Origin of the sequence: Kosakonia sp., assembly GCF_032104925.1 — a bacterium.
Taxonomy (GTDB): domain Bacteria; phylum Pseudomonadota; class Gammaproteobacteria; order Enterobacterales; family Enterobacteriaceae; genus Kosakonia.
Genome location: NZ_DAMCGF010000001.1, coordinates 437,485 through 460,401, shown reverse-complemented (window position 1 = coordinate 460,401; position 22,917 = coordinate 437,485). Strand labels below are relative to the sequence as shown.

22 protein-coding genes and 1 pseudogene are annotated in these 22,917 nt (G+C 54.5%); 17 read left to right on the top strand and 6 right to left on the bottom strand.

All coding sequences use genetic code 11. The features are described from left to right. The first annotated feature begins 1 nt into the window (after window position 1). The 4 genes and pseudogenes from RT644_RS02175 to RT644_RS02160 all read left to right on the top strand — a co-directional run bounded on the left by RT644_RS02175 (window position 2) and on the right by RT644_RS02160 (window position 3,091). On the top strand, window positions 2-511 hold the full coding sequence (locus tag RT644_RS02175; RefSeq protein ID WP_016496019.1) for a GNAT family N-acetyltransferase: 510 nt from the start codon (window positions 2-4) through the stop codon (window positions 509-511). A 9-nt stretch (window positions 512-520) separates the two neighbouring features. Continuing rightward, window positions 521-1,431: pseudogene (locus tag RT644_RS02170) on the top strand (amino acid ABC transporter permease). Beyond that, window positions 1,415-2,188 carry an amino acid ABC transporter ATP-binding protein gene (locus tag RT644_RS02165; RefSeq protein ID WP_016496021.1) on the top strand — a complete coding sequence of 258 codons (774 nt, stop codon included), beginning with the start codon at window positions 1,415-1,417 and terminating at the stop codon, window positions 2,186-2,188. The pseudogene RT644_RS02170 and the gene RT644_RS02165 overlap by 17 nt, the downstream one beginning before the upstream one ends. Window positions 2,189-2,197: 9 nt before the next feature. Continuing rightward, window positions 2,198-3,091: a transporter substrate-binding domain-containing protein gene (locus RT644_RS02160; protein WP_016496022.1), complete on the top strand. Its 894-nt coding sequence runs from the start codon at window positions 2,198-2,200 to the stop codon at window positions 3,089-3,091. 66 nt (window positions 3,092-3,157) lie between these two features. Here the strand turns inward: RT644_RS02160 and RT644_RS02155 are convergent, their stop codons facing one another. Together RT644_RS02155 and RT644_RS02150 are read right to left on the bottom strand one after the other, a co-directional pair. Next, a complete protein-coding gene (locus tag RT644_RS02155; RefSeq protein WP_269231018.1) occupies window positions 3,158-4,468 on the bottom strand; it encodes an MFS transporter in 1,311 nt (436 codons plus the stop codon). Between the two features lie 79 nt (window positions 4,469-4,547). Further along, the gene (locus RT644_RS02150) at window positions 4,548-5,744 is read right to left on the bottom strand and encodes an L-talarate/galactarate dehydratase (protein WP_313625366.1); all 1,197 of its coding nucleotides are present in this window, start codon (window positions 5,742-5,744) and stop codon (window positions 4,548-4,550) included. Window positions 5,745-6,065: 321 nt separating this feature from the next. Between RT644_RS02150 and RT644_RS02145 the strand changes: the two genes are divergently transcribed. The 8 genes from RT644_RS02145 (at window position 6,066) to RT644_RS02110 (ending at window position 12,788) form a co-directional block, all read left to right on the top strand. Beyond that, window positions 6,066-7,079: a LacI family DNA-binding transcriptional regulator gene (locus tag RT644_RS02145; protein WP_313625364.1), complete on the top strand. Its 1,014-nt coding sequence runs from the start codon at window positions 6,066-6,068 to the stop codon at window positions 7,077-7,079. 4 nt (window positions 7,080-7,083) lie between these two features. Beyond that, window positions 7,084-7,611 carry an AAA family ATPase gene (locus RT644_RS02140; protein WP_313625362.1) on the top strand — a complete coding sequence of 176 codons (528 nt, stop codon included), beginning with the start codon at window positions 7,084-7,086 and terminating at the stop codon, window positions 7,609-7,611. Between the two features lie 33 nt (window positions 7,612-7,644). Next, window positions 7,645-8,265: a glutathione S-transferase family protein gene (locus tag RT644_RS02135; protein WP_313625360.1), complete on the top strand. Its 621-nt coding sequence runs from the start codon at window positions 7,645-7,647 to the stop codon at window positions 8,263-8,265. A gap of 189 nt (window positions 8,266-8,454) precedes the next feature. Continuing rightward, on the top strand, window positions 8,455-9,114 hold the full coding sequence (locus tag RT644_RS02130; protein ID WP_233500374.1) for an SGNH/GDSL hydrolase family protein: 660 nt from the start codon (window positions 8,455-8,457) through the stop codon (window positions 9,112-9,114). A gap of 11 nt (window positions 9,115-9,125) precedes the next feature. Continuing rightward, entirely contained in the window at window positions 9,126-10,169 is a 1,044-nt protein-coding gene (locus RT644_RS02125) for an acyltransferase (RefSeq protein ID WP_313625358.1), read from the top strand. A 71-nt stretch (window positions 10,170-10,240) separates the two neighbouring features. Then, window positions 10,241-10,471, top strand: coding sequence for a tautomerase PptA (gene pptA, locus RT644_RS02120; protein ID WP_097406709.1), 231 nt, complete (start codon window positions 10,241-10,243; stop codon window positions 10,469-10,471). Between the two features lie 298 nt (window positions 10,472-10,769). Continuing rightward, window positions 10,770-11,726, top strand: a complete 957-nt coding sequence (locus tag RT644_RS02115; protein ID WP_313625356.1) for a cyclase family protein — start codon at window positions 10,770-10,772, stop codon at window positions 11,724-11,726. 123 nt (window positions 11,727-11,849) lie between these two features. Next, window positions 11,850-12,788 carry an alpha/beta hydrolase gene (locus RT644_RS02110; RefSeq protein WP_313625354.1) on the top strand — a complete coding sequence of 313 codons (939 nt, stop codon included), beginning with the start codon at window positions 11,850-11,852 and terminating at the stop codon, window positions 12,786-12,788. A gap of 8 nt (window positions 12,789-12,796) precedes the next feature. Here RT644_RS02110 and RT644_RS02105 read toward each other — a convergent pair whose 3' ends face one another. Both RT644_RS02105 and RT644_RS02100 read right to left on the bottom strand, forming a co-directional pair. After that, entirely contained in the window at window positions 12,797-13,369 is a 573-nt protein-coding gene (locus tag RT644_RS02105; protein ID WP_313625352.1) for a flavin reductase family protein, read from the bottom strand. A gap of 70 nt (window positions 13,370-13,439) precedes the next feature. After that, complete coding sequence (locus RT644_RS02100; protein ID WP_045508331.1) at window positions 13,440-15,218, bottom strand: sensor domain-containing diguanylate cyclase; 1,779 nt, start codon at window positions 15,216-15,218, stop codon at window positions 13,440-13,442. A gap of 237 nt (window positions 15,219-15,455) precedes the next feature. Here RT644_RS02100 and RT644_RS02095 point away from each other — a divergent pair, with 237 nt between their 5' ends. The 4 genes from RT644_RS02095 (at window position 15,456) to nhoA (ending at window position 19,742) form a co-directional block, all read left to right on the top strand. Then, on the top strand, window positions 15,456-16,157 hold the full coding sequence (locus RT644_RS02095) for an ABC transporter ATP-binding protein (protein ID WP_065368490.1): 702 nt from the start codon (window positions 15,456-15,458) through the stop codon (window positions 16,155-16,157). Next, window positions 16,154-17,122: an ABC transporter substrate-binding protein gene (locus RT644_RS02090; protein WP_045508334.1), complete on the top strand. Its 969-nt coding sequence runs from the start codon at window positions 16,154-16,156 to the stop codon at window positions 17,120-17,122. The genes RT644_RS02095 and RT644_RS02090 overlap by 4 nt, the downstream gene beginning before the upstream one ends. A 46-nt stretch (window positions 17,123-17,168) precedes the next feature. Continuing rightward, a complete protein-coding gene (locus tag RT644_RS02085) occupies window positions 17,169-18,824 on the top strand; it encodes an ABC transporter permease (protein ID WP_045508337.1) in 1,656 nt (551 codons plus the stop codon). Between the two features lie 75 nt (window positions 18,825-18,899). After that, window positions 18,900-19,742 carry an N-hydroxyarylamine O-acetyltransferase gene (gene nhoA / locus RT644_RS02080; RefSeq protein ID WP_045508340.1) on the top strand — a complete coding sequence of 281 codons (843 nt, stop codon included), beginning with the start codon at window positions 18,900-18,902 and terminating at the stop codon, window positions 19,740-19,742. On the opposite strand, the gene RT644_RS02075 is transcribed toward nhoA, so the two are convergent. After that, window positions 19,739-20,314 carry a TetR family transcriptional regulator gene (locus tag RT644_RS02075; protein ID WP_045508343.1) on the bottom strand — a complete coding sequence of 192 codons (576 nt, stop codon included), beginning with the start codon at window positions 20,312-20,314 and terminating at the stop codon, window positions 19,739-19,741. The genes nhoA and RT644_RS02075 overlap by 4 nt on opposite strands. Before the next feature lie 120 nt (window positions 20,315-20,434). Here RT644_RS02075 and RT644_RS02070 point away from each other — a divergent pair, with 120 nt between their 5' ends. Beyond that, complete coding sequence (locus tag RT644_RS02070; RefSeq protein WP_313625587.1) at window positions 20,435-21,922, top strand: SmvA family efflux MFS transporter; 1,488 nt, start codon at window positions 20,435-20,437, stop codon at window positions 21,920-21,922. Between the two features lie 12 nt (window positions 21,923-21,934). On the opposite strand, the gene yddG is transcribed toward RT644_RS02070, so the two are convergent. Then, window positions 21,935-22,819, bottom strand: coding sequence for an aromatic amino acid DMT transporter YddG (yddG, locus tag RT644_RS02065; protein ID WP_045508349.1), 885 nt, complete (start codon window positions 22,817-22,819; stop codon window positions 21,935-21,937). Between the last annotated feature and the right edge of the window lie 98 nt (window positions 22,820-22,917).

Below are 22,917 nucleotides of genomic sequence, written 5' to 3'. Positions count from 1 at the left end.
CATGAGTGAACGTTTCCGCGATGTCTCGCCAGACGCACCGGAATTGCAGCCGATTTTAGACGGGCTGTTTGGCGAATACGCTGCACGCTATGGCGACTATTTTTCCCGCAGCGCCGAAGTGGAACTCACCGAGTGGTATTTGGCGCCGCAGGGGCTGTTTATTGTGCTGGAGCGTGAGGGAGAAATTATCGCGACCGGTGCCTACAAACCGTTTGATGCCCATACGGCGGAGATCAAACGCATCTGGACGAAGCATGCACTGCGTAAGCAAGGGCTGGCGGCCAGAATCGTGCAGGAGCTGGAGCGGCGCGCGGTACTGGCCGGTTACAGCCACATCTACCTGACCACCGGTTTTCGCCAGCCGGAAGCGGTGCGGCTGTATCTCAGCCAGGGCTATCAGCCGCAGTTTGATATCCATCGCGATCCGGAAGAGTACAGCCAGCCGCCGTTCGACGGTCGGCTGCGCTTTAGCAAAGCGTTGTCGGTTGAGCGTTTAAGCAAAACCGCCTGAGGAGCGACCATGAAGAATACAGAAACCATCAAGGTGGTGCCCGCGCGCTACCCACTGCGTACGGTCGGCGCACTTGTCGCTCTGTTTGTGCTGGCGGCGATTGTTCAGTCCGTGGCTTTTAACCCGCGCTGGGAATGGAAAGTGTTTGCCCGTTGGTTTTTCGACCCGGTGATCCTCGAAGGGTTAGGGCAGACGCTGTTGCTGACCTTGCTCGGCACGGCGCTGAGCGTGATTTTCGGCGGTTTACTGGCGCTAGCCAGGCTTTCGTCGTCGTGGCTACTGAGTAGTCTTGCGTGGAGTTATATCTGGCTGTTTCGCTCGCTGCCGCTGATTGTGGTGCTGATCATTCTTTATAACTTCTCCTATCTGTACGACACCTTATCGCTCGGCATTCCGTTTACCGGCATTGAGTGGGCGAGCTATCAAACCATCAATGTCCTTGGGCAGTTTTCCACGGCGGTTGTCGGGTTGACGCTGGTGCAAAGTGCCTATACCGCCGAGATTATTCGCGGCGGCTTTCTTGGGGTCGATCACGGGCAGTACGAAGCGGCGGCCGCGCTGGGGTTACCCGCCTGGCGGCGCACGCTGCGCATTATTCTGCCGCAGGCGCTGCGCACGATTTTACCCTCCGGTTTTAACGAGATAATCAGCCTCGCCAAAGGCACGGCGATGGTTTATGTGCTGGCAATGCCGGAGCTGTTTTACACCATTCAGATGATTTACAACCGCACGCAGGAGGTTATCCCGCTGCTGATGGTTGGCGCAGTGTGGTATCTGGTGATCACCAGCGTGCTGTCGGCCATTCAGTATCTGGTTGAACGCTGGCTGGCGCGCAGCGAACGGCGTTCAGCCATTTCACCCTCGCGGACTCGTTCCTATTGGCGCAACCGCAGGAGGCTGTTCATGCCAACCTCTCTTAATGGTCATATTTCGATTACCGGCGTCAGCAAATATTTTGGTCGCCATAAAGCACTGGATGAGGTGTCGCTGGAGATCCCGCCCGGTTCGGTCACGGTGATCCTGGGGCCATCCGGCTCCGGGAAATCGACGCTGCTGCGCACCATTAATCACCTTGAGCGCGTGGATGAAGGGTTTATACGCATTGATGGCGAATACATCGGTTATCGCCTGCACGGCGACAAGCTGTATGAGCTGAAAGAGAAGGAGATTTTGCGCCAGCGCGTTAACGTCGGGTATGTGTTTCAGAATTTCAATTTGTTCCCGCACCTGACGGTGCTGGAAAACCTGATTGAAGCGCCGATTGCCCACAAAAAGCTGAGCCGCAAAGAGGCCATCGAACAGGCATACGATCTGCTGGATGTGGTGGGATTGCGTAATAAAGCCGATGCCTGGTCACGCCATCTTTCCGGCGGACAGCAGCAGCGCATCGCCATCGCCCGCGCGCTTTCGCTGCGCCCGCGGGTGATGTTATTCGATGAGCCGACATCGGCGCTGGATCCGGAACTGGTGGGTGAGGTACTGGATGTGATCAAAAAGCTGGCGCGCGCCGGTTCCACGCTGGTGGTGGTGACGCATGAAATCGGCTTTGCCCGCGAAGTCGCCGATCAGGTGGTGTTTATGGTCGAGGGCAAAATTGTTGAACAGGGAAGCAGCGACGAGGTGCTGAATCACCCGCAGCATCCGCGTACACGCCAGTTTTTATCGAAGGTCTTATAAGGAGCCACCATGAAACGATTACTGGCGCTGCTGCTGGTCAGCACGGGCAGTTTCGCCGCCGGACAACTGGATTTAAAGGCTAATGAACAGCCGGTTACCGTGCAGCGCAACGCCGCGGCGATTGCGAAAATCCCGGCGAATTATCGCTTTGTCGAACCGGGAACGTTAACCGTGGCGATCTCGGCGCTTAACTCACCGCCACTGGCGCTGGTCGCCAGCGATAATCGCACACGCATCGGCAGCGATCCGGATATCGCCCGTTTACTGGCGCAAAGCCTCGGTTTAAAGCTCAGGCTGGTGCCAACCGCATGGGAAGACTGGCCGCTGGGTATTACTTCCGGGCGTTATGATGTCGCGCTGGTGAATATCGCGGTTACCGAAGCGCGCAAACAGAAGTTTGATTTCGCCACCTACCGCGCGGATTCACTGGCGTTTTCGGTGAAATCCTCCAGCGCAATTCAGGCCATCCGCTCCGCAGGCGATCTCGCCGGGCGTAAAGTGATTGTTGGTTCCGGCACCAATCAGGAGCGTATTTTGCTGCGCTGGAATGAAGAGAACCAGGCCGCCGGTCGCCCGTTAGCGCAGCCAATTTATCTGACTGATGACGCCTCGGGGAATTTGTATATTCAGTCCGGTCGCGCGGATGTGGTGTTTGGCCCGCAGTCCGTCGCGGCCTATAAAGCGGCGCTTAACGGCAACACAAAAGTTGTCGGCCTGGGGCCGAAAAAAGCCTGGGTGGCGACCACCACGAAAAAAGGGAACGGTCTGGTGTATGCCTTGCAGGCGGCGCTGGATGGCGCAATCGCGCGCGGTGAATATCAACAGGTGCTGGCGCGCTGGGGAGAGCAGGGGGAAGCGGTCGAACATTCGCAGGTCAACCCGCCGGGGATCACTTACGATTAAACCAAAAAACGCTGTTCCGCCGGGAGTACAACTTGCGGAACAGCGTGGCGCATCGGGTCGCCAGTTTCAGGCTGTGGTCGGCGTAAGCGTAATTCGCGCCAGCGAACCAACAATAAACAGATAAGAGAAGAGACCAATCAGCCCCATTGAGCCGACATAGAGGATCGCGTAATCAAAGGAATGGGTATTGGTGAGGATCACACCAATCACCAGCGGTGTAACAATGCTTGCCAGATTGCCGCACATATTGAACACGCCACCGGCTATTCCCAGCACCTCTTTTGGCGACGTATCGCTGAGCACGCACCAGCCAAGGTTGCCAAACCCTTTGGCGAAGAACGCAACGCTCATGGCGGCAATCACCACCACTTCGGAATCGGTGTAATTGGCGAGCACAATCACGCAGGAGAGCAGCATGCCGCAGATAACGGGGAATTTACGCGCGGTGGTCAGGCTGTAGCCGCGCGTCAACAGCCAGTCGGATACCACGCCGCCCAGCAGGCCACCGATAAACCCGGCAATAGCCGGAATGCTGGCGACAAAGCCCACTTTTAAAATCGACATCCCTTTGGCCTGATAAAGGTAGGTGGGAAACCAGGTGAGAAAAAACCAGGTAATTGACGTCACGCAGAACTGACCAATATAAACGCCGATCATCATGCGATTCACGCAGACACTTTTTAGGTGCGCGAAACTGATTTTCGCCGGTCCTTTTTTACTGCCTAATTCCGGCTCGCCGCCGCCATCACGAATATAATCAATCTCCTGCTGGTTAATCTCTTTATGGGATAACGGGTCACGCACTTTAATTAACCAGAATATCCCCAGCACTACGCCAGTCGCGCCAATATAATAGAAAACATAATGCCAACTCAGGGTGTGCAAAATAATCGTCATCAGCGGAGTGATAATACCTAACGAAATATATTGCGCAGCCTGGTAAACCGCCGTGACGAAACCACGCTCTTTATCAGGAAACCACTGCACGCTAAGACGGCTGTTGGCCGGGAAGGCTGGCGCTTCAATGGCCCCCATCATCAGGCGCAGCACAACCAGCACAATAAGCGGGCTGGCATAGAGATAAATCGTACCCTGAAACATCGTGACGATTGACCAGCCAATCAACGCCGCACCATAAACTAACCGTGAACCATATTTGTCCAGCAGCCAGCCGCCGGGAATTTGCATTACCACATAGGAGATACCAAATACGGAAAATGCGAGACCTAACGCTTCGGGATCAAAACCTAACTCTTTACTCATTATTGGCGCGACAACCGAAAGCGTCGCGCGGTCGGCATAATTAAATACCGTAGCAAGAAATAAAAATAACAGAATGCCGTAACGCACATTGGTGCGTTTAATTATTGTATTCATCACAACTCCTTTAACAGGGTTGAATGTCAGGTGTAGGGTACAAAAAAGACGGAAGGGGTCTCCCGTCCGCAATCGATGATTATGGGCGTTTACCGAATTCGCAGCTTTGCTGAGTCCAGGCGCGTGCCTGTTCGCTCAGCGTGAAGCCCAGACCGTGGCGGTCGGAGACATACATCCGGCCATCGCGCAGTTCAAGCTGTTCGTTAAACAGCGGATTGAGCCATTCAAAGTGCTCCAGCCACGGCTCCAGCGGGTAGGCGGCAGACAGGTGCAAATGCACTTCCATGGCAAAATGCGGTGCCAGCTTGCGGTTGTGTCTGGCCGCCAGATCCATGATTTTCAGGAACGGCGAGATCCCGCCAACGCGCGGTGCGTCCGGCTGCACAAAATCGCTGGCGTTGCCGAGGATCAGTTGTTCATGTTCACGGAAACTGGTGAGCATCTCGCCGGTGGCGATCGGCGTATCCAGCGCGGCCGCAAGCTGGGCGTGGCCTTCAACGTCGTAGGCATCGAGCGGCTCTTCAATCCAGATAAGGTTAAATTTTTCCATCTGGCGTCCCATACGAATCGCCGTTTCGCGATCCCATTGCTGGTTGGCATCCACCATCAGCGGGAAGTCATCGCCCAGCGCTTCGCGCACGGCGGTGAGACGGCGAATGTCCTCTTTGGTGTCCGGCTGGCCGACTTTAATTTTGATACCGCCGATGCCATTTTCACGCGAAATAATGACGTTTTTCAGCACCTGCTCCAGCGGGGTATGCAGAAAACCGCCCGAGGTGTTGTAGCACTGCACCGAGTCGCGGTGCGCGCCGAGCAGCTTCGCCAGCGGCAAACCGGCGCGTTTGGCTTTCATATCCCACAGCGCAATATCGATAGGGGAGATGGCCTGCACCGCCATCCCGCTGCGCCCTACGGAGGCACCCGCCCACAGCAGCCTGGTGTAAATCTTGTCGATATCGTTGGGATCTTCACCGAGCAGGTTATCGGCAATCTCTCTGGCATGGGCGTAAATCCCCTGGCCGCCGGCGCGTTTGGAGTAACTAAAACCGACGCCTTCGAAACCGTCGCGGCTGCGGATTTCGGCAATAATAATCGCCACTTCTGTCAGCGGTTTTTGCCGCCCGGTCAGCACTTTCGCATCACTGACCGGTGTCGCCAGCGGTAAAAAGGCGAGGGAGAGTTTTACCCACTCGATACGGTCGCCGGTTTCAGCTGCGGTTTTGACACCGGAGGCGCGGGCGTAGGTTACGGCATCGGAATTAGCACTTACGGTCATGGTTTTGCTCCTGTGAACAACAATAATGTTTGCGCTAACATTTGTAGATTGACAGGAAAACATTCACCAGAAAAAGGAGGGAATTTTGTACAACTGATCACAAACCCGGCGCTAAAAAGGGGGGTATTGCTACCTTAATCACATTTCCCCGTTGATGAGATCGCCTCACGCAATAAAATGATAGCGATAACATTTACAGGATGGTATGCGAGTTAACTCACTGATTTATGAGGGCAGACAGGCAATGAAAGAAGAAAGGGGTATAATACAAACACTGAAACTAATCATCGCCAATAACCGTCTGGTTCTCTGTGAGTGAACATGTCGAAAACCGCCCGTCCTGTACTACCGCGCGCGCCCACGCTGGAAGATGTTGCCCGTGCTGCGGGGCTTTCCTCAATGACCGTAAGTCGGGCGCTTAACACGCCGCAACTGGTACGCCCGAAAACGGTGGAAAAAGTGCTCGCCGCCGTTAAAGCAACGGGTTATATCCCGAACGCGCTGGCCGGTGGCCTGGCATCGCGGCGCAGTAAATTGATTGCCGTGGTTGTCCCGCAGATCAACAACAATATGTTTGTCGATACGATTCAGGCCATCAGCGATGAACTGGCGGTGCGTGGCTACCATATGCTGCTGTGTGTCGCCGGTTATACCCAGCAAACCGAAGCGGATCTGGTCGCTGCGCTGTTGTCGCGCCGCCCGGATGGCATTGTGCTGACCGGTATTCACCACTCAACCGATTTGAAAAAAGTGATCCTCAACGCCAGTGTGCCGGTAGTGGAAATCTGGGATTTAACGCCCACACCGCTCGATATGCTGGTCGGTTTTTCGCATGAAAAAGTGGGGCAGGCTACCGCAGAGTATCTGTTGCGCAAAGGGTATCGCCGTCCGGGGTTGCTGTGGACGGTGGATAAACGCGCCTCGCAGCGTAAAGCCGGGCTGAGTGAAGCGCTGGCGCGTCATGGCATTACCGATCCGCTCAGTGTGGATGTGGCGCTGCCGGCACGATTTACCTCAGGGCGCGAAGGGTTATCGCAGTTGCTGGCGCTGGGTGAGTCCGATGTCATTGTTTGCAGCTCCGACACGCTGGCGCAGGGGGCTATTGTCGAGGCGCAGGCGCGTGGCATGCGCGTACCGCAGGATCTGGCGGTCATTGGTTTTGGCGATCTCGATTTCGCCGCCGGGAATAACCCAGCCATCACCACGGTAAGCGTCGACAGGAAAATCATCGGCCAGCGCGCGGCAATCCTGCTGATGGAACGCATCGAAGGAGCACGTTCCGGGGAGGAGATTGTGGATATCGGTTTTCACTTTATTGAACGGGAATCAGCGTGATCTCATGAGAATTAACGTTATTGGCACCAGCGGCAGCGGAAAATCGACGCTGGCAAAACGTCTGGCCAGCCAGCTCAATGTGCCTTATATCGAAATGGATCTGCTTTACTGGCGCCCCAACTGGCAGGGGACGCCGGATGAAGAGTTGTATGCGCGCCTGGAAAAATTGCTCGAACAACCCGGCTGGGTGCTTGATGGCAACTATAACCGCAGCCGCGATATTAAATGGCGGCACGTTGATCTGGTGGTATGGGTCGATTACGGATTCTGGCGCACGTTGCGCCAGGTGACGCTGCGCGCTATTGCGCGCGCCAGAAGCCAACAGGAGTTATGGCCGGGAACCGGCAATCGCGAAAGCCTGCGTCGTGTTTTTTTGAGCCGCGAGTCGATCATCCTCTGGTCGTTAAAGACCTGGCGCAAAAACCGCGAACGTTATGCGCAGGATATGGCCGATCCCCGCTATCAGCATCTGCGCTTTATCCGCCTTACCACGCCGCAACAAGTTGACGAATTTCTCGCCAGTCTGACCTAAGCTTAAGGCTCATCCTGAACATAAGGAGCCCTTATGATTACGGTTTATGGTGTTCCCGGCTGGGGATCGGCCATCAGCGAAGTGATGCTGACGCTGGCCGAGATCCCTTATCGCTTCGTCAATGTTGATGGCTTCGACAAACCAGGCCCACAGCAAGATACCCTGCGCAAATTAAACCCGTTGTGCCAGGTGCCAACGTTGCAACTGGACGATGGCAGCGTGATGACGGAATCCGCCGCCGTGGCGCTGATGATCCTCGACCAGCGCCCGGATTTCGCGCCCGCCGCAGGCACCACGCAACGCCAGCAGTTCTGGCGGCTGCTGGTATGGCTCGTTGCGAATGTCTATCCCACTTTTACCTACGCCGATTACCCGGAACGCTGGGCAGCGGATGCGCCGGAGCAATTAGTCGAAAATTGCCAGAAGTACCGTAAATCGCTCTATCTGTGGCTCGACACGCAATTGCAGGCGGCACCGTACGCTTTTGGCCAACAACTGACGCTGCTGGATATTTATCTTTGCGTCATGCGCACATGGGGGCCGCGTCATGCGTGGTTCGCCGGGCACACGCCAAATATTACCGCCATCGCGGATGCGGTATGTCAGTTACCGCAATTACAGACTGTGCTGCGAAATAATGAAATTATCCGTTAACCCTTTATTTCGGATTATTTTAATATTCTTAGTATCTCGCATAAGTTGAAGCGGTATATAAAAGTGGGGCGAGGAAAAAATAATTTGAAATCGCCCCGTTTATATGAGACAACATTTGGCGAATTTTCGTCGTTGACGCAATATTGCATTTTTATCGCAAAATCGGAATGGTAATTTAACAGGGTGAAAATGATGGAGTATATTCATTCGTATTTGAAAGGTGGTTCATGGTTTACGCTTGGCGACAGCATAACAGAACGGGGATGGTATCAACCTATCGTCGCAGAGAATTTAGGGCTGGCGCAATGGACAAACTACGGAATTGGTGGAACCTGTATCGCACAAAAAAATGAGCAAGATAATTCAGCCATCTGTTTACGTTATAAAACCATGGGGGAAAATCCTGATCTTATTACTATCTGGGGCGGTGGCAACGATTTCGGTTTTAACTTCGGCTCGGAAGGCGGCACTGAAATAGGCGATAAACACGATAAAACGTCACTGACTTTTTATGGCGCAATGGATCTGCTGCTTACTGGCGTCATAAAAAAATATCCGTTGGCCAGAGTAGGGTTTGTTGTTACGACACCTGTTTCAATTGCGCGTGGTCATGGACAAAAAAATGCCAAAGGATATTATCTGGCCGATTATTGCAACGTGAGCAGAGAAAAGTGTGAGGAATATTCCATACCTTATCTCGACCTGCAAAAAAACTCCGGCTTCAACGAACTCAATATGGATATTATGACCAGTAATACAGCTGGCGTGATTCCCGATGGTTTGCACCCTTCAAAATTAGGCATGGAAAGGCTGGCGACTAAGATTACGCACTTTATCTTATCGCTGTAGGAGAGGTGGCTATGAGAATTGCAACCATCGACCTTCTGAAGATACTCGCGATCTTTCTTGTCATCCTGGCGCACGTGACGTTGTTTTTTCTGAATCGCGACGAAAGCGATGTCGTGTTGTGCTTTTTCAGACAGGCGGGGCTATCTGGTGTTGCCCTTTTTTTTATCTGTAGCGGCTATTTTTTATTAAATAACAAACACGAAAATCAAGCGAACTATGTTATTGCCAAGATTAAAAGCATCGTTGGCGTATTGATTTTCTGGTTACTCTTTTATTACGCCTATGACACCTGGTGGATAAGCCGATTTACCGACGTGCCGGAAATAAATCTTCTTAATTACCTGAATGTCAGCAAAGCCACTACAGAAGCAACGCCACTCTGGTTTATATTTGCCATTATTCCGCTGTACATTTTCACGCCTTTAATGCGCCATGCGTTTAAGAAAGAGCGCGCGGGTGAAATTCTGAAAGTAGTTGTGTTAATGGTAATTATCGCCAATCTGACATTAATCAATGCATGGACTGAAGACAGTTTCCATTTCTCGCTGTTTGCATTTAACTTGCTTATTCCCTTTCAACCGGAAGGGCTGATCTGTTTTTTAATTGGCGGCTATCTCGGGCTGGTTAAACCAACGCTCAGGCCATTCTCCGTGGCGCATATTATGACGTTAATAATGGCAATTGCCGCATTGTTAATATTGGCCTTCATTTCGTCCAGCGCGGGGATCGCCATTTTTTATGGCAAGTTTTATAACTTATTATTACTTATCACATCGGTCGGTTTGTTTTTATTTGTGGTTAACCTGAATATTAACGCCTTGCCGCGCTGGGTGAGTAATGTGAGTGACAGTGTGTTAGGGATCTACCTTGTACATAACATTTTTGTGGTGGAAGTACATAGCGTGTTTATTCATGAAAAGCTGTTAGGAAGCATCCCGGGGGCGAAGAGTTATCTTTATATCATTGCTTACTCCTTACTGGCTTTTATCCTTGCATATGGCCTCTGTGCGCTGCTGAAAAGATCAAAGATAACTGCCAGAATTGTCACACTTTGATAACCTGAATGCGGCGCAATGAGCAGTAACTTGTGCTACTGTCACTCTCTTTATAAAACAAGGAGTTTGCTATGCCGCACGTTGATATCAAATGTTTTCCACGCGATCTGACTGAGGAGCAAAAAAACGCACTGGCGAGCGATATCGCTGAAGTAATTATTCGCCATTTGAACAGCAAAGATAGCGCTGTCAGCGTCGCCCTTAACGAAGTCACGCCGGACGACTGGAAAGCGCAGGTGTGGGACACCGACATTGCGCCGCATATCGACACGCTTATCAAGAAGCCTGGCTATTCACTGTAAATTTCCTGTCGCCTGCGCCTGTTGCGCGGGCTTTTTTTTACCAATAGGTAAAAAAGATACTGTTTTATTTTGAACAACCACCCGAAATATATAATACGCGGCATTCTGATTGTAAATGTAAGCATATCACTTTTTTCATTATTTTCGTTTTCAGAAAATTCATATTTGCGCGTTCTTAAATACAACTCTAGAGTTTTTATTATCTGGCTCGAATTAAAGAACAGAGCAATATAATTTTCACGGAAAGCGCTGGTTGGATTAATTGCGGCAGCAACGCACTAAACAAGGAACGTCATTCATGAAGCCATCTCGTTCTTTCATATTATTATTGCCCTTGTTTGCAGCACTGCCGTTACAGGCCACAGAACCCGCTGCGAAATCACAAAACTGGTATCCCTCTGTTTATGGTGAAAATGACGAAACAGGTGCCGCCAACTTGCTCACGCCTGAGGGTGTTTTACAAGCTATTCGTCTTGTGAAACAGGGCGTTGTGGTGCCGCTGTCGGTAGCGGTTGATAAGAATTTCCCGGCGTTTCAACACTGTTGTTTTCATCTCTACAATATTCAATCCGGCCAGCAGGATGGAAATACACATGGCCCGAATACATCCACCTTTCGTGACGAACAAGTTTATGCACGGACAGGCGTGGGCATGCTGTTAAATGATATTGGCCATATCGACATTAATAATATCTATTACAACGGTAATAAAGCGGCAGATTTTGTCACTATCGATGGGGTTAAAAAATTAGGCATTGAAAAAGTCCCGCCGATGGTAACGCGAGGTGTGGTATTAGATATGACCGCTTTTTATCAACAAAAGATTGTTCCCGGCGGTACAGAGTTTAGCGTCGCGGATATTCAGTCGGTATTAAAAAACCAGGGATTAACCCTCAAGAAGGGCGATATCGTTTTATTCAATACCGGATGGCTGGAACTTGTTGGTAAAGACAATAAACAGTTTCTGGAAAAGGAGCCTGGCATTGGCATGGAAGCAGCAAAATGGCTGGCGGACCAGCAGATCGTCGCGTTTGGCGGTGATACCTGGGCGTCTGAAGTGTATCCAAACCCGGCAACTAAGGAGGAATTCCCGATCAATCACTATCTGTTAGCGAAGCGGGGTATCTACAACCTGGAGTTAATCGATACACGTCCACTGGTCAGCAAGCAAGTTTGGGAATTCTTGTTCGTCCTTGGCCAACCGCTGTACACCGGTTCAACACAGGTCAACATCAACCCTGTGGCGATTTATTAGTGGTTTGTTGTTAGCGCTACCCTGAAGTGGTTTTCATTTTTAGTAAAACATTGTTCTGTGGAGCGGCTCGAATTTCATTTACCGGGTTAATGTTACATAAGCATCTTTGACATGGAGATGATTATGTTCCGGAAACTCAGTTCACTGACATTCGCGCTGCTCCTTTTTTCGCACCCTTCCGTTGCCGCACCAGAGCATTTTCCCGTCTGGCCGCAAGGCGATGCGCCAGGCGCCCAAAGTAGCCCGGTCAGTTTTGTATTAACCGAGCGCAGTACAGATCCTGCGCTTCCCGACCGCGCCGTAACCGGCATTCGAGCGCCGCAAATCACCGTTTACAAACCGCAAAAACCCAACGGTATCGCCATCCTCGTGATCCCGGGTGGTTCCTATAAACGCGTAGTGCTGGATAAAGAGGGCAGTGATTTAGCCGCGCCATTCAATGCGCGCGGTTACACCTTATTTGTAATGACCTACCGCATGCCGGAAGATGGTCACGCCGAAGGTTCAAACGCACCCCTGGCGGATGCACAACGTGCTGTGCGCACCTTGCGCGCGCAGGCAGGATCACGCCATCTCAATGCGAAAAAAATCGGTGTGATGGGTTTCTCCGCAGGTGGGCACGTGGCGGCAAGTCTGGAAACACGCTATGACGAGAAGGTGTACACACCGGTGGACGACATTGATAACCAGCTCGCACGGCCAGATTTTGTAGTGCTGGGTTACCCGGTGATTTCAATGGATCAGTCGATTGCCCATCCCGGCTCGCGAAAAGCGCTGATTGGTGAAACGCCAACGGCGGAGCAGATTAAACACTACTCGCCGGAACAGAATGTGACCGCGCAAACACCACCAACCTTTTTGCTGCATGCCGCGGACGATCCTTCGGTGCCGGTGGCCAACTCGCTGGTGATGTTCAACGCGCTGCACGCGCATCAGGTGCTCACTGAATTACATCTGTTCAGCAAGGGGCAACATGGGTTTGGCGTACGCGGTGTAAAACACCTGCCGGCAGCGGTCTGGCCAGAACTGGCGATGAACTGGATCGAGGCGCTGCCTGAGTAAATGCTTCGTTATTCGCCAGCGGTAATGCGCTTGCCGCTGGTGACGAACGTGCCGCCGCCAAGATGATGAATGGTGTTAAGCTTATCGTCATCAAAATGCCAGCGCCCGTTGATAAACGCACGTTCATCGGCGGCGGCGGAAACCACTTCGCCAAACAGCGTGTCATATTTTTCCTGCGCGGCGGTCGGCGGGAGCAAACGACACTCCATCCACGCCAGGCATTTCTCTTCGATCACCGGCAGGCCGAGCACCGGCCCGGCAAAAGCGGGAATGCCATAGCAATTAAACTTATCTTCATCGCGACCGGTGACGCTGCCGACCGCGTAACTCCAGTTCGTTGCCGCAACGCCTGGCACCACAATGCCAAACATGCCGCTCTGTTCAATCAACTCGCGCGACCAGGCATTTTTATCCACCACTATCGCAATTCGCGGTGGGGAAAATTCCACCGGCATTGACCACGCCGCCGCCATGATATTGCGCCGGTCGATCTGCTCATCGCGGCTGGTAATCAGAATGGTCGGACCATGGTTTAGCAGGCGGCTGGCATGTTCTAACGCCACCGGACGGAAATAGCTCATAGCGGTTCCTCTGTGTAAACGTTTCTGCCATTAAATGGCCGAACAGGCGGCAAAATCAAGACGTGGCGCATTATCCGGTGCTTCTGGCCACCACAATCTGGCCGCGGCCTTGCTCTTTCGCCAGATAGAGCGCCAGGTCGGCTGCCCGGACCAGATTATCCGCGCGCGCGTGGCGCGGCCAGGTCGCCAGCCCAATGGAAACCGATACCGGGCCAATATCCTGTGATTCATACAGCATGTGATGATTGAGGACATTATGCAGCAGCGTCTCAGCCACTTTTTTCGCCTGCACTTCATCCGCACCGGGCAGCACAAGCAGGAACTCTTCGCCGCCATAACGGAACGCAACACTGTTGTCATCCAGCGTTTCGGTGATCAATCGTGACAGCTCACGCAGCACTTTGTCACCCGCGTCGTGGCCGTACTGGTCGTTGAGTTTCTTGAAATAATCCACGTCGACCATCAGACAGCTCAGCGTCGTGCCTTCCACCATCGCCTGGTCGAGCATATTGCGCAGCGTCTCATCCAGGCTGTGGCGGTTGAGCAGGCCGGTCAACGAATCATGCATGGCGCGTTCCGTCAGCGTATCGCGCAGGATCTGATTGGCCAGCGCCAGGGCCAGCGTTTCTGCCAGCAGCTCAAGGTAGATATAGGGCGGCTCTTTGCCCGGCGTGTAATTATCGAAAGTGAGCAAACCAATGCTTTTATTCTGCGCATTAAGCGGCACACAAATCGCGCGTGACGCGAGCTCTGGCTTGATATGTTCACAGGGCATATCAACGCCACCTTTGGCGGGACTATGCAACTGCCCGCGTTTCAGTGCCCAGCAATGTTCGGCCGGGAAGGGGGCGTCTTCGCCCGGCGGCAAACCCCAGCGCGCCACGCACTTCATGCGCTTAGTGCGGGGATTAAGTACAAACAACCGTCCGCCCATATCCGGGATAATTTGTGGCGCAAAGCGGCTGACCACGCGAAAAATCGCGCTATGGGAATCACACCCCTGAAGTCGCTGCGTCATTCGCGCCAGCAACGTGCGCGTGGCCCACTCCGCGTCGCGCTCCTGTTCCAGCCGCTGTCGGGTCAGGCCGTTTTCGCGAAATATGCGAATGGCCTGCGCCATATCGCCAATTTCATCCACCTGCGCCAGTACCGGCGCTTCTACATTGTAATCCTGGGTCGCGAGGCGGTTAACCACATCACTCAGCGTCACCACCGGGCGCAAAATGCGGTGTTTGATGATAAAACCAAGCACAAACAGGAACAGCAGCGCTGTCAGCCCGACCATAATTTCTGATAACGTGCGCAAGCGTAAAGAGCGATCGGTTGCTTCGCTTATCGCGCTCTGGACACGCTGATCCGACAAGCTGCGGAAGTGGGCGAAACGGTACTCCGCTTCGGAAAGCCGCTCTTCATAGCTGGCGCTGTACAACAGATTCATCGCCTCGTCCGTTTTCCCGGCTTCAATATCGGCGATGGCGATGCGCTGCTCATCTTCGAGTTGGTCCAGCGTCGACAGCCCATCGCGCAGGATCAGTAACTCTTCATCGGAAGCGCCACGGTCACGCAGGGCGACCAGATGATTTTCCAGAGCGATATCCTGCTGCTGGCGGGTTTTCCAGCTTTGAATCACTTCCGGCTGCTTCTTGATCACCGCTTCACGCGCCAGTTCGCTCAGCGCATAAGCCTCTTTTTCCAGATCGTCCGTCAACGTATCGAAAACGCGATTTTGCGCCACGGCGTCACGCTCGGCGCGTTCCGCATTCGACGCCATAAACAGCGCCACGCCGGAGGTCAGCGTTAATACCACGGTCGCGGTATAAGCAAAATTGGTGATCGTAGCGATGCGCACGGGGGATCCTTTTCGACGTGAGTGCGGGAATATGCCTATCAGTTTAGACATTCAGTTAAAAATCAATGCGCAATATTGACGTCATTTCTTCGTCATATTCGCTGCCTATAGTCAGCCGCAATCAAATCCCAAAGAGGATAACAATATGTTTGCTCCCCTGACTTTTGTGCAGGTGGATGCGCCCCGTCGGATGAAGACCGCGGGTACGTCACGACTTTCTGTTACGGGAGGGCGTGAATGAGCGCATTCACAGACATCCGCTTACAAGGCGTTTCCTACGCCTTTGGCGCACATACCGTTCTTAATCACATCGATTTACATATTCAACCTGGCAGCATTGTCGCGCTGCTCGGCCCTTCAGGCTGCGGCAAAAGCACGTTGCTGCGCTTGCTGGCAGGGCTGAGCGAACCGGCGGAAGGTGAGATCTGGTTTGGCGATCGCCTGGTGGCGAAAGCGGGCTGGACGCTACCGCCGGAAGCGCGCGATATCGGCATGGTATTTCAGGATTACGCGCTGTGGCCACATATGAGCGTGGCGCAAAACGTCGCTTTCCCGCTGAAAATGCGCAACGTGCCGCGCGCAGAGCGTGAACAGCGCGTGTCGCAGGCGCTGGAAAGGGTTGGGCTGGCGGAATTTGCCGGGCGCAAACCGGCAGGCCTTTCCGGCGGGCAGCAGCAGCGCGTCGCGCTGGCACGCGCCATCGTCGCCGAACCCGGCGTCCTGCTGTTTGACGAGCCGCTCTCCAATCTCGACACCGCGCTGCGCGAATCCTTATGCCTTGAGATGGCGCGACTGCTGCGCCAGCTCGGCACCACCGCCGTGTATGTCACTCATGACCACCGCGAAGCACAGCTTCTTGCCGATCGCATTGTGCATTTAGCGTCCGGGACCGTTGAATCTGTACGAACCGTTACTTCATCCTCAGGGGAAATTGCATGAAAGCCTTACTGTCCGTGAAAAAAGGAGTCGCTTTAGCCATGGTGCTGTCGTCGATGATGATCTCCAGCGCGCACGCGCTGACTGTTTACACCGCAGGTCCTGGCTCGCTGGCAAAAAGCCTGGCCAGCGGCTTTGAGCAAAAAACCGGCGTTAAAGTTAATATTTTCCAGGCCACCACCGGCAAAGTGATGGCGCGGCTGGAAGCCGAGCAGGCCAATCCACAGGCCGACATTCTGATTTCTGCCTCGTGGGATACCGCCGAAGATCTGCATCATCGCGGCTGGCTGCTGCCGTTTACCAGTGCCAATGCCCAAAATGTCCCGCAGACACTGAAAAGCGCCGACTATGTGGCGCAGGGCATCTCCGCGCTGGGGATTGTCTGGAACACCAAGAGCGGCACCCCGGAGCCGAAAGAGTGGAACGATCTGACATCTCCTGACTTTAAAGACAAAGTGACTACGCCGGATCCGTCACTTTCCGGCGCCTCGCTTGATCTGCTGATCGGTCTGCAAAATGGCATGGGCGACCGCGCATGGCAGTTGTTCGGGGCGCTGAAAAAGAACGGCATGGTGGTGAGCGGCCCGAACGCCCAGGCGGTAACGCCGGTGATGCAAGGGGCGAAAGCGGCGGTGTTTGGCGCGGTCGACTATGTCACCTATGGCAATATCGCGCAGGGCGAATCGCTGAAAGTGATCTTCCCGGCCAGCGGCACCGTTATCGCGCCGCGCCCGATGATGATCCTCAAAACCACCCAACACGCCGATGACGCTAAAGCGTTTATCGATTATGTGCTGTCGCCGGAAGGGCAAAAAATGGTCGCCGACGCGTGGCTGATGCCTGCCCGCACGGACGTGGAAGCGAAACGCCCGCTGTTTACCGAACTGAAAGTGCTGCCAACCCAGAGCAGCGGCACCAGTGAACGTGGCGAGGTTCTGAAGCGCTTTAACGCGCTCTTTGCTCAGTAATCCTTTCGATCTTTGCGGGGGCAACCCCGCTTTCAGGATACCCGTTGTGAACCAGAGATTGATTGCGCAAGCGACGCTGGCGCTGCTGCTGATACTGGTGGCGCTGCCGTTGCTGTTTATTGTGTTGCAGGCGGTATTCCCGCACTTTAGCGCCGGAAAATTCAGCGGCGCATTTTCCGCCATGCCCGCCTTATTGTCAGAGCCGCAACTGCCGGCCATGTTCGGCGGGACACTACAGATAGCCTGCGGTGTGGCGCTTTGCAGCGCACTGATTGGTTTGCCGCTTGGCGTCGCGCGCGGGTTATTTACTTTACCGTGGCCGAAATTGTGGGATCTGCTGTTTTTGATCCCGTTCTTAACTCCGCCCTATATTGCCGCGCTGTCGTGGATGCTGGTGCTGCAAACCCAGGGCTACCTGATGCAGCTCACCGGGCTGGATCTCAACAATCTGCTGTTTAGCAAGAGCGGCATCATTCTGGTGATGACGCTGAATATCTTCCCGGTGGTGTACTTTGCCGTATCGCGCAGTTTGCTTGCCAGCGGGCAGCGCCTGGCACAAGTCGCCCGCGTTCATGGCGCCACGCCGTGGCGCGCATTTTGCCATATCACCTTGCCGTTACTTTCCCCGGCGCTGGCGGCAGGGATGTTGCTGGCCTTTACACTGGCGGTGGAAGAGTATGGCGTGCCCGCCGCGCTGGGTACCCGTTCCGGCGTGGTGATGCTGACGGTCGGTATCGAAGAGAAACTCGCCGACTGGCCGATCGATTTGCCCGGCGCGGCGCTGCTGTCGGTAGTGCTGATCGCCATTGCGCTGTGCGGATGGTGGCTGCAACGCAAACTGACCGGCGATAAAGACGTCACTAGTGTTTCCGGGAAACCGACCGAGCTTGTCGGGGCGAAACTCGGTTTTGCCACTTTACCGGTACTGCTGGTGATGGCGGCGGTCGGTTTTCTCGCCGTGGTGCTACCGGGGTTATCGATGGCGTTCACCGGCTTTAGCTCTACGCTTTCCGGCGGCGTGTCGCTGGATAATCTCACCATGAAGCATTTTGCGGCGCTGTTCGAACAGCGCGGTGATGCGCTACCCGCGCTGGGCACCAGTTTATCGCTGGCATTCGGCGCGGCGCTGATTACCGGCGCGCTGGGCTTGTGCGCCGCCTGGCTGGTGGTGATGCAGAAGATAAAAGGGCGCTCGGTAATTGATGCGTTATCGCTGATGCCAGCCGCGCTGCCCGGCGTGGTGGTTGGCGTTGGGTTGATTTTGCTGTGGAACCGCAGCTTCTGGCCGGTTTCGCCCTACAACAGTTGGGCAATTTTGCTTATCTCTTACTGTTGCCTGCTGCTGCCGTGGCCGGTGCGTTATATCGGCAGCGCCCTGCGTCAGCTAGGCGGCAACCTGGAGCCTGCCGCCCGGGTTCACGGTGCCAGCGCGTTCCAGGCACTGCGTCTGATTGTGCTGCCGCTGGTTTTCCCGGCGATGCTCGCCTCCATGTTAATGGTGTTCGCCATTGCCTCGCGCGAGCTGGTCACCTCGCTGTTGCTGGCGCCGGCGGGTACACAAACCGTGGCGGTATTTATCTGGCGGCAATTCGAGCAAGGCTCAGTAGGTCAGGGGATGGCGATGGCGACACTGACGCTGCTCACCGGGCTGGTATTGATGCTCACCGCGCTCGGCATTATGCAGCGCAGCACAAAGGGATAAATCGAGGGCACGAAATCGACGGTAAAGCGAAAAAAATGCGCTATAACAACGGGACACCATTCGCAAGGAGCCTGTATGACCCCTTTTTTGACCGCTTATCTGGCCCGTATTGGCTGGGAGCAAACGCCCGATGTCTCACTGGAAACGCTGCGGGCGCTGCATTTACATCACAACGGCGCTATCCCTTTTGAAAACCTCGATGTGGTACTGCCGCGCGAAATTGAACTGAGCGATGAGGCGATTTTCCATAAACTGGTGGTTGCCCGTCGCGGTGGCTACTGTTTTGAGCAGAACGGGCTATTTGAGCGCGTGCTGAAAGAGGTGGGTTTTACGGTGCGCAGCCTGTTAGGACGGGTGGTGATTGCTAATCCACACCAGATGCCACCGCGCACGCACCGTATTTTGCTGGTGCAGATTGCGGGCGAGCCGTGGATCGCCGATGTCGGATTTGGCGGGCAGACACTGACCGCGCCAATCCGCTTACAGGAGGATATTGAGCAGGCCACGCCGCATGGCGTCTACCGCTTGCAGCGCAAGGGGGAAGACTGGGTGCTCCAGTTCCGTCACCACGAACGCTGGCAGTCGATGTATCAGTTTGAGATGGGGCAGCAGTACCAGGCCGATTTCGTGATGGGGAATTTTCACTCCGCACACTGGCCGGCATCCCATTTTCGCCATCACTTGCTGATGTGCCGCCATCTGCCGGACGGCGTAAAACTGACGTTAACCAACTTCCATTTTACCCACTGGAAAAACGGTCAGGTGCTGGAAGAGGTGACCTTTGCAGATGTTCCGGCACTGTATGACGCGCTGCAACAGCGCTTTGGGCTTGGTGTGAACGACGCACAGTATGGCTTTAGCCTGCAACAGCTGGAAACGGTGATGGCCGGTTTCGATTTGCACGGCGAAAAAGTTTAACGGAGTTCGTTGTCAATCATGACGGCCAGATGGCGATTGAAGGCAGCTTCATCGACATCTGGCATGCCCAGCATGCAAATCCCGTCCAGCCCGCAGACCAGCGCCATCAGGCGCCAGGCAATGTTTGCCGCCGTATCGGTATCCGTGAATTCGCCTGCCGCACGGCCTTGCTCAATCAGTTGCACCACTTTGACGTGCCACATCTCCATGGTCAGCAGGTACGCGCCTTTGAATTCCGGCTCTTTACTCGCCAGCAGTAACGCTTCACGCCACAAATGCACATAAGGTTCGAGACCGCCTTCATCGCTGCCCAGCATCGCGTGCAACTGCTCGCGCCATGGCGCGGTCGCGGGTACTACTTCCACCTCCAGCAGTTCCGCAATCAGGCGGATAAAGGCCTCGGCTTTTAATGCATTCGCCGAGGTGAAATGGTGGTGGACCTGGCCGGTGGCAACCCCGGCTTCGCTTGCCACGCGGCGAACGGTCATGGCGGAAAAACCTTCCGCCAGCGCTACGCGCATCGCGGCTTTCAGGATCACCTCCCGGCGATCATCCTTGTTCAGATAGCGCATACAACCTCGGTTAAATAGAGCGTCAACGGAGTTTAACAAAAAGCTGGACATGCGTTCAACTTTACGTAGGATCGCGATTCTGGACATCTGTCCAGGAATGAAAAAACGATGGAGAGAAGTATGTTTCGTCAGTGGTTAACGCTGGTCATCATTGTGCTGGTTTATATTCCGGTCGCGATTGATGCGACGGTGCTGCACGTTGCCGCGCCCACACTGAGCGCGGAGTTAAATGCCAGCGGAAATGAACTGTTATGGATAATTGATATTTACTCGCTGGTGATGGCCGGTATGGTGCTGCCGATGGGCGCGCTGGGCGACAGAATTGGTTTTAAGCGGCTGCTGCTTGTCGGCAGCGGCCTGTTTGGCGCAGCCTCGTTACTGGCGGCCTTTGCCGCGAGCGCCAGTTGGCTGATTGCCACGCGCGCGCTGTTAGCTGTGGGCGCGGCGATGATCGTGCCGGCAACCCTTGCCGGGATCCGTAACACCTTCTCGCAGGCACAGCAACGCAATACGGCGCTGGGCGTCTGGGCGGCAATTGGTTCCGGTGGCGCGGCGTTCGGCCCATTAATTGGCGGTATGTTACTGGAGCATTTCTACTGGGGGTCGGTATTTTTAATTAACGTGCCGATCGTCATTGCTGTGATGGCGCTGACTGCACACTTTGTACCGCGCCAGCAGGGCCGCGCCGATCAGCCGTTACACCTGAACCAGGCGTTGAGCTTAATTGTCGCCATCTTACTGCTGGTGTGGAGTGCCAAAACGGCAATGAAAGGCACGCTTCCGCTGTGGATCGTAGCGAGCACGTTACTGGTTGGTGCCACCTTGCTGACCGGGTTTGTCCGCATTCAGCTGGCCGCCAGTACGCCGATGATCGATATGCGTCTGTTTACGCATCGCGTGATTTTGAGCGGTGTATTGATGGCGATCACCGCGATGGTCACGCTGGTCGGTTTTGAACTGCTGATGGCGCAGGAGCTGCAATTTGTCCACGGTTTCACGCCATTTGCCGCCGGGGTGTTTATGCTGCCGGTGATGCTGGCAAGCGGGTTTAGCGGGCCGATTGCCGGGGTTCTGGTGTCAAAACTGGGCTTACGCCGTGTCGCCGCAGGCGGAATGGCGCTCAGCGCGCTGAGTTTTCTTGGTCTTTCCGCGACCAATTTTGCCACCCAGCCGTGGCAGGCCGGAGTATTGATGGCGCTGCTCGGTTTCAGTGCGGCGAGCGCGTTACTGGCTTCAACGGCGGCGATTATGGCCGCTGCGCCCAAAGAGAAAGCGGCAGCCGCCGGGGCGATAGAAGCGATGTCTTACGAGCTGGGCGCCGGACTGGGCATTGCCGTGTTTGGGCTGATTTTGAGCCGCAGTTTCTCCGCCTCGATCCAGCTTCCGCAGGGGTTAAGCAGCGAGACCGCCGCGCAGGCTTCATCCTCCATTGGCGAAGCATTCCGCCTGGCGCAGGAAGCACCACCTGCACTTGCTGAAGGGATCATCTCGGCGGCGAAAACGGCGTTTACCGGTTCGCACAGCATTGCACTGAGCACCGCCAGCGCACTGTTAATGCTGCTGGCGGTAGGGATCTGGTTTAGCCTGGCGCGAGTGGAAAACGCGTAGCGTTTGGCCGGATCACGCCCGCTGGCGGGTTGAGTACCAGCAGAGCAGCGATCCGGCGCACACCATCAGCGCGCCCTGCCAGAAAGAGAACGAGAGCGGGGCGCTTAACACCACCGCCGCCAGCGCGGAAGAGAGCACCGGCGTGAAATAGGACGCGGCGGCCAGCACGGTGACGTTGCCGTGCAAAATACCAATATTCCACGCGGCATAACCACAACCGAGCGCAATGCCGGTCATCAATAATTTCACCACAACCGGCAGCGTAAAAACCATTTCCGGCTGCGGTGTGAGCGCGAATTTCACCCATAATGTCGCGGCTGTCAGCAATACAAACAGCGTAATGCCGTTCGCGCCGTTGGCGTATTTGGTAGTAACGGTGCAATAAATCGCCCAAATAAACGCCCCGGCAAATGCCAGCGCATAGCTCAGCGGGCTGGAGATAATATTGTGCTGGATTTCAGAGATATTAAGGCCGCTTTCGCCGCCGAGCACCCAGCTCACGCCCAATAACGCCAGTAATAAACCGGGAATAACCCATAAACTGGCTTTTTGACCGTTGAATAATATTGCGCAAAGAATCGTCAGACTCGGCCATAAATAGTTGACCATGCCCACTTCAATCGCCTGCTGGCGCGTCGCGGCAAAGCCCAGCGAGAGCGCCAGACACAGTTCATAACTGACAAACAGCACGCTTCCGGCAATAAGGTAACGAGCTGAAAAACGGCGTAAATCCGGGATACCGACGATGACAGCCAGCAGCAAGCCGCTTAAGGTGTAGATCATCGCCGCACCGCCAACCGGGCCAAGCCCTTCGCTGACGGCGCGAATAAAACCGACCATCGTGCTCCAGAGTAATACCGCCAGTAAACCAATCAGCGTTGCTTTATTTTTATTCATTACCGCACTTAACCGCCTGAAACAAAGCCTCAATGTATAACACGCGTGAATGCTTAAACGAAATGAATCGCATGCCATCTACTCCTTTCGAGTCATGA